At 68.8% G+C, this 12,362-nt stretch carries 13 protein-coding genes and 1 riboswitch; of the genes, 7 read left to right on the plus strand and 6 right to left on the minus strand.

Going from position 1 to position 12,362, the window contains the following annotated elements:
- The first annotated feature begins 131 nt into the window (after positions 1–131).
- Both F5X71_RS33855 and thiC read left to right on the plus strand, forming a co-directional pair.
- A complete protein-coding gene (locus tag F5X71_RS33855) occupies positions 132–614 on the plus strand; it encodes a VOC family protein (protein ID WP_167465633.1) in 483 nt (160 codons plus the stop codon).
- 106 nt (positions 615–720) lie between these two features.
- A riboswitch (TPP riboswitch) is annotated at positions 721–830 on the plus strand.
- Positions 824–2,467, plus strand: a complete 1,644-nt coding sequence (gene thiC / locus F5X71_RS33860) for a phosphomethylpyrimidine synthase ThiC (RefSeq protein WP_167465634.1) — start codon at positions 824–826, stop codon at positions 2,465–2,467. (Overlaps the previous riboswitch by 7 nt.)
- A 49-nt stretch (positions 2,468–2,516) precedes the next feature.
- Here thiC and F5X71_RS33865 read toward each other — a convergent pair whose 3' ends face one another.
- A complete protein-coding gene (locus F5X71_RS33865; RefSeq protein ID WP_167465635.1) occupies positions 2,517–3,383 on the minus strand; it encodes a hypothetical protein in 867 nt (288 codons plus the stop codon).
- 178 nt (positions 3,384–3,561) lie between these two features.
- On the opposite strand from F5X71_RS33865, the gene F5X71_RS33870 reads away from it, so the two are divergent.
- A complete protein-coding gene (locus tag F5X71_RS33870; protein ID WP_167465636.1) occupies positions 3,562–3,996 on the plus strand; it encodes a DoxX family protein in 435 nt (144 codons plus the stop codon).
- Positions 3,997–4,098: 102 nt separating this feature from the next.
- Here the strand turns inward: F5X71_RS33870 and F5X71_RS33875 are convergent, their stop codons facing one another.
- The 3 genes from F5X71_RS33875 to F5X71_RS33885 all read right to left on the minus strand — a co-directional run bounded on the left by F5X71_RS33875 (position 4,099) and on the right by F5X71_RS33885 (position 6,122).
- Positions 4,099–4,836: a dienelactone hydrolase family protein gene (locus tag F5X71_RS33875; protein ID WP_167465637.1), complete on the minus strand. Its 738-nt coding sequence runs from the start codon at positions 4,834–4,836 to the stop codon at positions 4,099–4,101.
- A gap of 364 nt (positions 4,837–5,200) precedes the next feature.
- Entirely contained in the window at positions 5,201–5,506 is a 306-nt protein-coding gene (locus F5X71_RS33880) for an ankyrin repeat domain-containing protein (protein ID WP_167465638.1), read from the minus strand.
- Positions 5,507–5,558: 52 nt separating this feature from the next.
- Positions 5,559–6,122 carry a TetR/AcrR family transcriptional regulator gene (locus F5X71_RS33885; RefSeq protein WP_167465639.1) on the minus strand — a complete coding sequence of 188 codons (564 nt, stop codon included), beginning with the start codon at positions 6,120–6,122 and terminating at the stop codon, positions 5,559–5,561.
- A gap of 39 nt (positions 6,123–6,161) precedes the next feature.
- On the opposite strand from F5X71_RS33885, the gene F5X71_RS33890 reads away from it, so the two are divergent.
- Together F5X71_RS33890 and F5X71_RS33895 are read left to right on the plus strand one after the other, a co-directional pair.
- Positions 6,162–7,406 (plus strand): KasA/KasB family beta-ketoacyl-ACP synthase, encoded by a 1,245-nt coding sequence (locus F5X71_RS33890; protein WP_167465640.1) that lies wholly within the window; start codon positions 6,162–6,164, stop codon positions 7,404–7,406.
- A gap of 137 nt (positions 7,407–7,543) precedes the next feature.
- Positions 7,544–8,338: a thioesterase family protein gene (locus tag F5X71_RS33895; protein WP_167465641.1), complete on the plus strand. Its 795-nt coding sequence runs from the start codon at positions 7,544–7,546 to the stop codon at positions 8,336–8,338.
- Between the two features lie 46 nt (positions 8,339–8,384).
- Here F5X71_RS33895 and F5X71_RS33900 read toward each other — a convergent pair whose 3' ends face one another.
- Positions 8,385–9,029 carry a TetR/AcrR family transcriptional regulator gene (locus F5X71_RS33900; protein WP_167465642.1) on the minus strand — a complete coding sequence of 215 codons (645 nt, stop codon included), beginning with the start codon at positions 9,027–9,029 and terminating at the stop codon, positions 8,385–8,387.
- Between the two features lie 86 nt (positions 9,030–9,115).
- On the opposite strand from F5X71_RS33900, the gene F5X71_RS33905 reads away from it, so the two are divergent.
- Positions 9,116–10,201 (plus strand): epoxide hydrolase family protein, encoded by a 1,086-nt coding sequence (locus F5X71_RS33905; protein ID WP_167465643.1) that lies wholly within the window; start codon positions 9,116–9,118, stop codon positions 10,199–10,201.
- 66 nt (positions 10,202–10,267) lie between these two features.
- On the opposite strand, the gene F5X71_RS33910 is transcribed toward F5X71_RS33905, so the two are convergent.
- Positions 10,268–11,416 (minus strand): GTP-binding protein, encoded by a 1,149-nt coding sequence (locus F5X71_RS33910; RefSeq protein WP_167465644.1) that lies wholly within the window; start codon positions 11,414–11,416, stop codon positions 10,268–10,270.
- A 91-nt stretch (positions 11,417–11,507) separates the two neighbouring features.
- Between F5X71_RS33910 and thiD the strand changes: the two genes are divergently transcribed.
- Positions 11,508–12,353: a bifunctional hydroxymethylpyrimidine kinase/phosphomethylpyrimidine kinase gene (thiD, locus tag F5X71_RS33915; RefSeq protein ID WP_167465645.1), complete on the plus strand. Its 846-nt coding sequence runs from the start codon at positions 11,508–11,510 to the stop codon at positions 12,351–12,353.
- Positions 12,354–12,362: the final 9 nt, after the last annotated feature.

Consider the following 12,362-nt stretch of genomic DNA (forward strand, 5'->3'; position numbering starts at 1 on the left):
CCAGGCGCCGCGCCCACCTGCCCTCGACCGGAGCCACGGTCGAGGGCAGGTTTGTGTGCGCGGTGCGATGAATTCCCGGCGCTCGCGCCGTCTGCACCGGTACCCCATCGATTCCGGCCCGGAGGACCGCCATGCAGAAGATCGTCACCAATCTCTGGTTCGACACACAGGCCGAGGAGGCCGCCGAGTTCTACTGTTCGTTGTTCGCCGACTCGAAGATCACCGACGTGCAGTACTACAGCGAGTCCAGCGGACGCTCGCCTGATCAGGCCATGGTCGTCGATTTCGAGCTCAACGGCCAGAAGTTCACCGCGATCAACGGCGGCGGCGAGTACCACTACACCCACGCGATGTCGCTGCTGGTCAACTGCGACAGTCAGGCGGAGGTCGACCGGCTGTGGACGGCGCTGCTCGCCGACGGCGGCGCCGAGATCGAATGCGGCTGGCTCAACGACAAATACGGTGTGCCGTGGCAGATCTGGCCGAGCGAGGCCAACGAGCTGGTCACCGGGCCCGACCGGGCGGCCGTCGATCGTGCGATGAAGGCGATGTACGGCATGAAGAAGATCGTGCTGCAGCAGCTGCGCGACGCCTACGAGGGCAAGCAGGACTAGGCGAAACCGACCGGCGCCGGACCGTTGCCACCGGCGCCGACTTGGACAATCCTCCGATCATCGGGCGCGCGCCCCGGTGCGCCGGGTACTGTCGTGCTGGAAAATTTCACACGCCAACGGGGGCTCGCACCAGCGGGCTGAGAGGACGGCTATGGGCCGTCGACCGTATGAACCTGACCGGGTAATGCCGGCGTAGGGAGGAACAAATCATGGCAACAGCCGCGTCCGGATCCGAGATCGTCGACTCCGTCACCACCGGACCGATCGAAGGCAGTGTCAAGCATTACACCGAGGTCGATGGGCTGCGCATTCCCGTGCGCCGGGTCAACCTGACGAACGGGGAGCACTTCGACCTCTACGACACCTCGGGGCCGTACACCGACGACAAGGCCGAGATCGATCTCGAGGCGGGTCTGCCGAAGCTGCGCGACACCTGGACCAAGCCCGAGGTCGAGGGACCGCCGACCCAGCTGGCCTGGGCCAGGCAGGGCATCGTCACGCCGGAGATGCGCTTCATCGCCGCCCGCGAGGGCGTCTCGCCCGAGCTGGTGCGCGCGGAGGTCGCGGCGGGGCGCGCGGTCATTCCGGCCAATCACAAGCATCCGGAACTGGAGCCGACGATCATCGGCAAGAAGTTCCTGGTGAAGATCAACGCGAACATCGGCAACTCGGCGGTCTCGTCCTCGATCGCCGAGGAGGTCGAGAAGATGGTGTGGGCCACCCGCTGGGGCGCCGACACCATCATGGACCTGTCCACCGGCAAGAACATCCACGAGACCCGCGAGTGGATCCTGCGCAACTCCCCGGTGCCGGTCGGCACGGTGCCGATCTATCAGGCGCTGGAGAAGGTGAACGGCGATCCGACCAAGCTCACCTGGGAGATCTACCGCGACACCGTGATCGAGCAGTGCGAGCAGGGCGTGGACTACATGACCGTGCACGCCGGCGTGCTGCTGCGCTACGTGCCGCTGACCGCCAAGCGGGTCACCGGCATCGTCTCGCGCGGCGGATCCATCATGGCCGCCTGGTGTCTGGCGCACCACCAGGAATCGTTCCTATACACCAACTTCGCGGAACTGTGCGAGATCCTCGCGAAGTACGACGTGACCTTCTCCCTCGGCGACGGCCTGCGGCCGGGGTCGATCGCCGACGCCAACGACGAGGCGCAGTTCGCCGAGCTGCGCACCCTCGGTGAGCTGACGAAGATCGCGAAATCCCATGGCGTGCAGGTGATGATCGAGGGCCCCGGCCACGTGCCGATGCACAAGATCGTGGAGAACGTGCGGCTGGAGGAGGAACTCTGCGAGGAGGCGCCGTTCTACACCCTCGGCCCGCTGGCCACCGATATCGCCCCCGCCTACGACCACATCACCTCGGCCATCGGGGCCGCGATCATCGCGCAGGCGGGCACCGCGATGCTGTGCTACGTCACGCCGAAGGAACACCTCGGGTTGCCCAACCGCGACGATGTCAAGGTCGGCGTGATCACCTACAAGATCGCCGCCCATGCCGCCGACCTCGCCAAGGGCCACCCGCACGCCCAGCAGCGTGACGACGAATTGTCCAAGGCGCGTTTCGAATTCCGCTGGCGCGACCAGTTCGCGCTCTCGCTGGATCCGGACACCGCCCGGGAATACCACGACGAGACCCTGCCCGCCGAGCCGGCCAAGACCGCGCACTTCTGCTCGATGTGCGGGCCGAAGTTCTGCTCGATGCGCATCTCAGCGGACGTGCGCGAGTACGCCGAGCGCCACCAGCTGACCGACGTGGAGGCGATCGAGGCGGGCATGGCGGAGAAGTCCGCCGAGTTCATCGATCACGGCAACGCTGTCTATCTGCCGGTCGTCTCGTAACCGCAACGGCCCGTGCACCGCTCGCGCCGCCGCGCGGTGCACGGGTCCGTCAGTCCCTGCGCATCACCTCGAGCAGGGATTCCAGGTGGTCGGCGGGTACCACCCGCATCGACTCGCCGCTACCGCGAATGGTGGCGGCGATCTCGACGGCGACCCGATTGCGCCACCAGTAGATCGCGCGGCTGATCGGCCGCGCGTCGGCCTCCCCCGCGACGAGCAACTGGGCGAGCAGCGTCGTCCCCGCGAACACCGTCGGCCCGGTGACCGGATGGACGAGCACGTGGGTGTGCCCGGGCAGCACCAGCAGCGCGCCCCACGGCCCGACCACCGGATAGTCGTCCAGCCAGCGCACGTGCGCGGTGACGAAATCCGAAGCACCGTAGATCATTCGCAGATCCACGTCGCCCATGCCGTCGATCTCGGCGGCCATCAGATCCAAGCCGCCCTCGGCCCTGGTGTTGCGTTCGGCGATCTCGAATAGATCGGATTCCCTTGCGCCCCAACGCTGTGCGGCCGTGTAGGTCACCGGAACCAGGAACTCGCCGTAGTCGATCAGCACCCGCTGCAGCAGACCGGGCGCGACCAGCCTGCGCACATCGTTGATCAATCCGCTCGTGCGCGTCGAGCACAGGCGGGTGCGCAGCCGCGCCCGCACCGCCGCCAACCGCGCCATGTCCAGCTGTCCGGCGGCCAGATCGGCCAGCTGCGCGTCGAGCCGATCGCCGATCAGCGTCGCCCACAGCTGCCGCGGCGCCCTGGCGACCAGCCGGTCGAGTCGCGTGTGCGGCAGCACCACCCGACAGCCCCGGCCGCCGGACAGCACGAACTCCCCCGCCGACTCCCCGACCACCAACCCATGCCGCACCCCCACCTCGTTGACCAGCAGCTTCATCAACCCGGACGACACATCGCGCATAGCCCCTCGCTCTCGACCGCGACCACCGATCCCAGTATATCGAACATATGTTCGAGCACGTTCGAATTCGGCGGTCGGCGACAACCCGCCGACGTGACCGATGAATTCCGGGCGGCACCCCCGTCTTCTCTGATGAACGCGCTACCGGACAGCGCGACCGACCCCGAAGGAAAGACCGATGACCGCCATCTCCGCCACCAGCACCGCCACCACCGCCCGCCCCGGCAAGACCCGCAACCGGATCCTGTGGGGCCTGCAGATCGTGCTCGGCCTGTTCTTCGTCCTCGTCTCGGGTCTGCCGAAGCTGCTGAACCTGGTTCCCGAGGAGAACACGGCGGCGATGCGGGAAGCAGGCCTCAGCTCGCCGTGGTTCATGTACTTCGTCGGCATCTGCGAGATCGCGGGCGGCATCGGCCTTTGCGTGCGATACCTGAGCGGGCTGGCCGCGGCCGGCCTGTCCGTGCTCACCCTGCTGGCCGCCGCGACCAATGTCTTTCTGACGGATATGCCCGCCTACGCACCCTTCCCGCTGGCGCTGTCGGTGCTCTTCGCCTGGATCGCCTACGAGCGCCGCGACACCATCACCGCGCTGCGCGCACTGCTCACCCGGTGATCACGCGCTGACGAAGAAGCGATCGGCAGGCTCCGGCCCGCCGATCGTTTCCGCCGTTGCCGGCAAGGATGTTCCGGGGTTGGCTCCCTTGCCGGCTCGGCGCTACTTCAGGTGCCTGGCGAAGAACCGACTCCCGGCCTCGCCCTCCCAACTCGGGACGCCGGTGTGCCCGCCCATGTTGGCGTGCAGCGTCTTCTCTTCGGCGCCGAAGGCGTCGAACAGGTCCAGCGCCAGCTGCCGGTCGTTACCCTCATCGTCCCACTGCAGCAACACCAGCAGCGGAATCCTGACCCGCCGCGCCTCGGCGAGCATGCCGCGCGGCACAAAGCTTCCGGCGAACAGCAGCGCGGCCGCGATGCGCGGCTCGACCACCGCCAGCCGCAGGCCGATGCCGATCGGTCCGCCCGAATATCCGACGGGACCGTCGATTTCGGGCAGCGCGAGGGCGGCGTCCACAGTCGCCTGCCATTCGGGAACCGCTTTGTCGACCAGCGGCAGTATGAGGCGATCGACGATATCGTCCGGGACCGGCCCGCCCGCGTCGAGCGCTCGGCGCAGGTCGGCGCGGGCCTGCTCGGCTTCGGCGGACGGCGGCCGGTCGCCGCCGCCGGGGAGTTCGATGGTGACCGCGGCGAAACCATCCGCCGCGGCGTGCCTGGCCCGGCCCGCCACTCGTGGGTACATCCTGCGCAGTCCGCCCGGATGACCGACCAGGATGAGCGGTACCGGTTCGGACGCCGAAGCGGTGGCGGGCGTCCAGAGGACACCGGGGATCTCGCCGAGGGTGAATTCGCGTTCGAGGACGCCGTCGTCGAAGCGTTGTTCGGAAGCGAAGAGCATTGGTCGTGCCTTTCGAGAGTGCCTGCGGCGCTCCCGGACGACCTACCGTCCGACCGTGACCCCAGCGGGGAGCACCCATGTAGATACTGCGTTCACGGGTACCACCTCCTCGTCCTTGCACGGTCGACCGAAAACTAGCAGGGGTCTCGCGATCCGACAACGGGTTTTCCCGCCCGTCCGTCCGTGCCGATGGCCGAGCAAGAGCCGGGTCCGGCCGAGGTGGGCCTCGCTCACCTGCCGTACCGCGCGCCGACATCGATGCGGCAGGAACCGAAACGGCCTTGCCGCGCGGATGCCAAGTCCGACAACGGTATTCGCGAGAGAGCCGCCTACCGCCGAGGGGTGTGCACGGCCGGGGCAAGTGTCAATCGGCATCGACCGGGGTCACGGTGCGCAGATAGGTTGCGGCAGCGTACTTTCCGCCGTATTCGGCGAACTCGAGGGCGGTGGCCTGATGCTCGAGATCCTCGATCGCGGGATCCGCGCCAAGGGCGATGAGGGTTTCGGCCATCGGCACGTCGTCGTTCCAGGCCGCCGCGTGCAGCGGGGTGCCGCGGTGGCGATGGTCGACGCCGAAACCGTGCTCGGCGGCCCGGTTTATCAGCTCGGGCGTTTCGGCCAGTGTTCGCGCCAGCAGTTCGGGCGCCGAGGTGGCGGCGGCGCGGCCCACCGCGATTTCGGGCTCCGCGCACCAGAGGTACGCGGGCGAGCTCCCGCACCACTCAGGGCAGCGGGAGGGTGTGATCGATCAGCACGCGCGCGGCTCGGTCGGTGCGGGCGACGTCGCCGGTGACGAGGCGGTCCTGCAGGATGCCGCGCAGACCCGAGACCAGCAGTGTCGCAACCAGTTCCGGGTCGTCAACGGTGCCGATACCGCGCAGGCCGTCGGCCAGGGCGGCGACGAAGGTCGCGATGGCCGCGCGCGCGTACTCCGCATACGGGTTTTGCGCGGCACAGGCCGCGCCGACCACCTGCAACATCACCCGGACGCTGACCCGCCCCTCGCCCGCGGCGTTGGCCTGCCAGAAGTCCCAGAGCCGGGCCCGCAGCACGGCCACGTCGTCGACCTCGGCGAACAGCGCGGCGAGGTCGGGACGCTGCGTCGCCAGGGCCTGCACCAGCAGTTCTTCCTTGGTGCCGAAGTAGTAGATCAGCATCCGCGAGCTGGTGCCGAGCGCGGCGGCCAGCGGGCGCAGCGACAGCTCGGCAAGGCCGTGCTCGGCGATGTAGCGCACCACGGCGGCGAGCAGTTCCGCGCGTTTGACGTGATCGAGGGGCCGGGCCATAGGTTGACTGTAGCGATCGGTACAGGTATCCATGACACCGTGACTGTAACGAGCGCTTCAGAAACTCCGGACTCCGTCGTCGTCACCGGCTATGCCGCCACCACCTCGCTGGCCGGTGACATGGACACGACGTGGTCGGAGTTACTGCTCGGGCACAGCGGGATCGGCGAACTGACCGACGACTTCGTGCGCGAATACGACCTGCCGGTGCGCATCGGCGGGAAATTGGCGATGCCGCCCGGCGCCCACCTGACCAGGGTGGAGCAGCGCCGACTGTCCTACGTCGAACAGCTGGCCCTGGTGCTGGGCCGCGCGGTGTGGCGTGCCTCGGGCGCGCCCGAGGTGGACGGCGAGCGGCTGGCCGTCGCGATCGGCACCGGGCTCGGCGGCGCGGACGCGCTCATCGGCGCGGTCGACGCCATGCGCGGCGGCGGCTACCGCAAGGTGCCGCCGCTGTCGGTGCCGATGGTGATGCCGAACGGCCCGGCCGCCACGGTCGGGCTCGAAATCGGCGCCAAGGCAGGCGTTTTCGCGCCGGTCTCGGCGTGCTCGTCCGGCTCGGAGGCGATCGCCAACGCGTGGCGGCTGATCCGGACCGGCGAGGCCGACGTGGTGGTCGCGGGCGGGGTGGAAGGCCACATCCACGAGGTGCCGATCGCCAGCTTCGCCATCATGCGCGCGATGAGCACCCGCAACGACGAACCGCAGCGCGCGTCGCGGCCGTTCGACCGGGACCGCGACGGTTTCGTCTTCGGCGAGGCGGGCGCGCTGCTGGTGCTCGAATCGGAGCGGCACGCGCGGGCGCGCGGCGCCGAGATCCACGGCAGGCTGCTCGGCGCCGGCATCACCTCCGACTCGTTCCACATCGTCGCCTCCGAGCCGGAAGGCATCGGCGCCGCCAGGGCGATGCGCAAGGCGATCCAGACCGCGGGCCTCACGCCTTCGGACATTCAGCACGTCAACGCGCACGCAACCTCGACATCGATCGGCGATGCCTCCGAGGCCAACGCGATCGCCGCCGTCGCCCCCGACGCCTCGGTCTACGCGCCGAAATCCGCGCTCGGGCACTCGATCGGCGCGGTGGGCGCGCTGGAATCGCTGGTGACCATGTTGACGCTGCGCGACCAGATCGTCCCGCCCACTTTGAATCTCGATAATCAGGATCCCGCGATCGAGCTGGACATCGTCGCGGGCGCGGCGCGCACCCAGCGCATCGACTACGCGCTGAACAACTCGTTCGGGTTCGGCGGGCACAACGTCGCGCTGGTGTTCGGCCGGGTCTAGTCCGGCGCGCCCGACCACGGCAGGCCCCCGGTGCCGGACGGGGCGGAGCCCGGAAGCTCGGGCGGACGGTGGCCGTTATAGAACGGTGGACGAGGAATACCCACGCACCGCCGCCGAGCCGAAGGACAGAAAACGACGTGAGCACCGCCTTCTACGTGCCCGACCCGGCCGATCCACAGCGGTTCGTCTCGACCGAACTGACCCGAGGTCCTTGGTCACCGGACGCACAGCACGCCGGTCCTCCGTCGGCCCTGCTCGGTCACGCCATCGAGCGCTGCGAGCCGCGGGAGGGGTTCCAGGTCGGCCGGGTGTCGGTGGAGATCCTCGGGCCGATACCGCTGGCGCCGCTGACCGTCCTGGCCCGGGTCGCGCGCCCCGGCCGCAGCGTCGAACTGCTCGAGGCCACGCTCTCGACCGAGCGCGGTCCGGTGATGCGGGCCACCGCATGGCGATTCAAGCGTGCCGACCCGGAACTCGAACTGCCCGACCACATCCTGCCGCAGGGGCTGCGTCCAGGCCCGGACCACGCCGCAGCGGAGACGTTTCCATCGACGCAACCGGTGGGATTCCACACGGGCACCGAATATCGTTTCATCACAGGATCTTTCATCGATCCCGGCCCGGCGATCTGCTGGATCCGGCTGAAGTATCCGATCGTCGCGGGCACCGCGCCCAGCCCGCTGGAGCGCACCCTGGCCGCCGCCGACTCGGGCAACGGCGTCAGCGCCGTGCTGGATTGGTCGAAGTACCTGTTCATCAACACCGATCTGACCGTCACGCTGCATCGCCAGCCCGCGGGCGAATGGGTCTGCCTCGACGCGAGCACCTACCCGCAGCCGCACGGCATCGGCCTCGCCGAATCCGCGCTGTACGACGAGAAGGGCCCGCTCGGCCGCAGCACGCAGACACTGCTGGTGGCCCCGCGCGGCTAGCCGGTCACCCGAGCGCGGGCGGAATTCGCAGGTCCTGTAACGAGATTCACCGTCGTTCCCAGCGCCAGGCGAACTCCCCTGGCGCCGGTGGCGGGCCCGGCAGGTCGCCCTCGACGGTGAGGCCGTCGATGAGCACGGCCAGTACCCGGCGGCGCAACTGCGCGGTGCGCGCCGGATCCGGCATCGAGATGGCGGCGCACGATTCGAGGACCAGCCCCAGGTCCTCGGCGGTGACGCCGGGGCGCAGCAGGCCGGTGGCGTGCGCGCGGCGCATGAGCTCGTCGTTCACCTCGCCCGCGTGCACCACATCGGGCAGCATCGCCTCGTCCGGGGTGAAGGTGCCTGCCAGGTGCACGGTCAGCGAGTGCACGTCGGCGTCGACGACCCGCTCGAGAAAGCCGACCAGCGCCCGCCAACCGTCCGGGTCGTCCAGCGCCGCATCGGCTTCCGCGTTGTAGCGGCGCAGTCCCTCGTGGCACAGGGTGCGCAGCAGCGCCTCCTTGCTCGGGTAGCGGCGGTACAGCGCGCTGATCCCCACGCCGGCGCGTTCGGCGACGGCCGCGATCGGCGCGTTGGCATCGGCCAGGAACACCGCACGAGCGGCCTCGAGGATGATCCCGTCGTTGCGGGCGGCCTGCGCCTTCCGCCCGGGCAGGCCCTTGTGAGCTGGGGCTTCGGATGTCTTCGGCATGTTTTCAGGATAACACTTGAAACGGAATGATCCGTTCTGCTACGGTTCAAACAGAACAGAACATTCCGTTTCAATAGGAGATCGAGATGACCGCCATCACCCCCTTCCGCATCGCCATCGACCAGGCCGACCTCGACGATCTGCAGGCCCGCCTGGCCCGCACCCGGTGGGCCGAGCAGGTCCCCGACTCAGGCGATACCTACGGGGTGAGCGTCGACCGGGTCCGCCACCTGGTGAACTACTGGCGCGACGGGTTCGACTGGCGCGCGATCGAGCAGAAGCTGAACGCCTACCCGCAGTTCACCACCGAGATCGATGGCCAGAACATCCACTTCTTGCACGTGAAGTCGCAGCGGGACAACGCTTTTCCGCTGATCCTCACCCACGGCTGGCCGGGCACCTTCGTCGAATTCCTCGGCGTCATCGAGCCGCTCACCGCCGCGGGCTTCGACCTGGTGATCCCCTCGGTGCCGGGCTACGGCTTCTCCGGGCCGACCACCGAGGCAGGCTGGCACGACACCCGCATCGCCAAGGCGTGGGCCGAGCTGATGCGGCGCCTCGGGTACGAGAAGTACGGCGCGGTCGGCAACGACGGCGGCGCACAGATCTCCCCCGAGCTCGGCCGGGTCGATCCGGAACACGTTGTCGCCGTGCAGGTTTCCCAGGTGTACTCGTTCCCGTCCGGCGACCCCGCCGAGCTGGCCGACCTCACCGAGGACGAGGCGCGGTCACTGGCCACGCTGGACTGGTTCGTGCAGAACAAGATGGGGTTCAACATCCTGCAGTCCCAGCAGCCGCAGACGCTGGCGCACGCGCTGATGGATTCCCCGGCCGGGCTGGTCGGCTGGAACAGCCAGCTGCTCGGGCCGGATCTGGACGACGAGTTCGTGCTGACCAACATCGCGATCCACTGGCTCACCGGCACAGCGGGTTCGGCGATCCGGCACTACTTCGAGAAGGCGCGCGCCGAGCACGCGAGCGAGCCGAGCACGGTGCCGCTGTCGCTGTCCGGCGCGACGGGCGACTTCCACGGCATCCGGCGCTTCGCCGAGCGCGATCACCACAACATCGTCTCCTGGAAGACCCACGACGTGAACACCCACTACCTGCACCACGTCGCCCCCGACCTGATGTCCGGCGAGATCACCGAGTTCTTCGCGCAGTACCGCTGAGCATTTCGGGCAGCGCGAACCCACCACGGCCGACCCACGCCCCGCACGGGCGTGGGTCGCCGTCGTTCACACGTGTTCGTGCAGCGCGCCCCAGGCGGGGAACGGATCGGGATAGTTCGCCCAGATCGCCGGGCCCGCCGCGAATTCCGCGTCGTCGAGCAGCGCCGCGTCGAGCAGCGCGCGCACCCGATCGCGGTCCAGGTTCAGACCGATGAAGACGATCTCTTGTCCCGCGGGCACTTCCAGCGACGACCACCAGGCCGCGGGCTCGAAGACCAGGTTGGGCCCGGCCTGCGACCAGATGGCGGCCAGCGTCGAACGGCTGGCGATCCAGCAGAAGCCCTTGCTGCGCAGCAACCCGCGCAGCGCGCCGAGCGCGTCGGACAATCGTTGCGGATGGAACGGACGGTCGGCGGTATAGGTCAGGCTGCGGATGCCGTACTCCTCGGTCTCGGGCGTGTGCCCGCCCGCCAGCTCCTCCGCCCAGCCGTCGGATTCGGCCGCGACCACCGGGTTGTAGCGACCGGTGTCGAGCACCTCGTCCAGCGCGACGACGCCGTTGCTCGTGCGCAAGACGCGCGCCCGCGGATTGAGCTTGCGCACCGTGGCCTCCACCCGGCCGGCGAGCGCGTCGCCGACCAGATCGGTCTTGTTCACCAGCAGCACGTCGGCGAATTCCACCTGGTCGACCAGCAGGTCGGCGATGGTGCGTGAGTCCCCTTCACCCGCTTGCAGATTCCGCTCGGCCAGCGCCTGTCCGCGCGCCACCTCGGTGAGGAAGGTGGACGCGTCGACCACGGTCACCATGGTGTCCAGGCGCGCGATATCGCCGAGCTTGAAACCGTCCTCGAATTCCCAGTCGAAGGTCGCGGCCACCGGCATCGGCTCGGAGATGCCGGTCGACTCGATGACGAGCTGATCGAACCGGCCCTCGCGCGCCAGCCTGCCCACCGCCTCGATCAGATCCTCGCGCAGCGTGCAGCAGATGCACCCATTGGTCAGCTCGACCAGCTTCTCCTCGGTGCGGTCGAGGTGGCCCTGCCCGGCGACGAGCGCCGCGTCGATGTTCACCTCGCTCATGTCGTTGACGATGACCGCGACGCGGCGGCCCTCCCGGTTGGCGAGGATGTGGTTGAGCAGGGTGGTCTTGCCCGCGCCGAGAAAGCCGGACAACACGGTGACAGGAAGCAGGTCGGGCTGCGGTGACGTGGTCATGCCTTAATGATAATGGTTTTCATTTACTGTAGAGCTGACGGGTGGGCGGTTGGCCACCACGACCCGGCCCGGCGGCCGTAGGGTTTATCTCGTGAAGCTGTTGCCACTGACCCCCGGGGGCGAGACTCCCGTCCGGGTGCTCACCATCGCGGGCACCGACTCCGGCGGCGGCGCCGGTATCCAGGCCGATTCGCGCACGATGGCGCTGTGCGGCGTGCATGCCTGCGTCGCGGTCGCCGCGGTGACCGTGCAGAACTCGCTGGGCGTCAGCGACTTCCACGAGATCCCGCCGCACATCGTGGCCGGGCAGGTGCGAACCGTGGCCACCGATATCGGGGTCGGCGCGGTCAAGACCGGCATGCTGGCCTCGACCGCGATCATCGACGCGGTCGCCGCGGTCTGCGGCGAGGTCGGCATCGGCCGCAACGGGACCATTCCGCTGGTCGTCGATCCGGTGGCGGCTTCCATGCACGGCGATCCACTGCTGCACGAGGAAGCCCTCGACGCGGTGCGCAACACGCTGATTCCGCTGGCCACGGTGGTCACACCGAACCTCGACGAGGTACGGCTGATCACCGGCATCGACGTGACCGACGACGCATCGGCCCGGCAGGCCGCGGTGGCGTTGCACAAGCTGGGCCCGCAGTGGGCGATCGTCAAGGGCGGGCATCTGCGCTCGTCCGAGTACAGCACCGACCTGCTGTTCGACGGCGCGGACTTCCTGGAGTTCACCGCGCCGCGGATCAGCACCGGCAACGATCACGGCGGCGGCGACACCCTCGCGGCCGCGATCGCCTGCGCGCTGGCCAACGGTTACTCGGTGCCCGAGGCCGTGGAGTTCGCCAAGGAGTGGACCTACCGCTGCCTCGCCGCGTCCTATGACCTGGGCGCGGGCCACGGCCCGGTCTCACCGCTGTGGCGGCTGCACACGGACTGAAGGCGGAGG

It is taken from the genome of Nocardia brasiliensis, assembly GCF_011801125.1.
Classification (GTDB): Bacteria; Actinomycetota; Actinomycetes; order Mycobacteriales; family Mycobacteriaceae; genus Nocardia; species Nocardia brasiliensis_C.

Coding starts and splice junctions, on each gene's coding strand:
- F5X71_RS33855 (WP_167465633.1), top strand. CDS start 132: ATGCAGAAGATCGTCACCAATCTCTGGTTCGACACACAGGCCGAGGAG.
- thiC (WP_167465634.1), top strand. CDS start 824: ATGGCAACAGCCGCGTCCGGATCCGAGATCGTCGACTCCGTCACCACC.
- F5X71_RS33865 (WP_167465635.1), bottom strand. CDS start 3,383: ATGCGCGATGTGTCGTCCGGGTTGATGAAGCTGCTGGTCAACGAGGTG.
- F5X71_RS33870 (WP_167465636.1), top strand. CDS start 3,562: ATGACCGCCATCTCCGCCACCAGCACCGCCACCACCGCCCGCCCCGGC.
- F5X71_RS33875 (WP_167465637.1), bottom strand. CDS start 4,836: ATGCTCTTCGCTTCCGAACAACGCTTCGACGACGGCGTCCTCGAACGC.
- F5X71_RS33885 (WP_167465639.1), bottom strand. CDS start 6,122: ATGGCCCGGCCCCTCGATCACGTCAAACGCGCGGAACTGCTCGCCGCC.
- F5X71_RS33900 (WP_167465642.1), bottom strand. CDS start 9,029: ATGCCGAAGACATCCGAAGCCCCAGCTCACAAGGGCCTGCCCGGGCGG.
- F5X71_RS33905 (WP_167465643.1), top strand. CDS start 9,116: ATGACCGCCATCACCCCCTTCCGCATCGCCATCGACCAGGCCGACCTC.
- F5X71_RS33910 (WP_167465644.1), bottom strand. CDS start 11,416: ATGACCACGTCACCGCAGCCCGACCTGCTTCCTGTCACCGTGTTGTCC.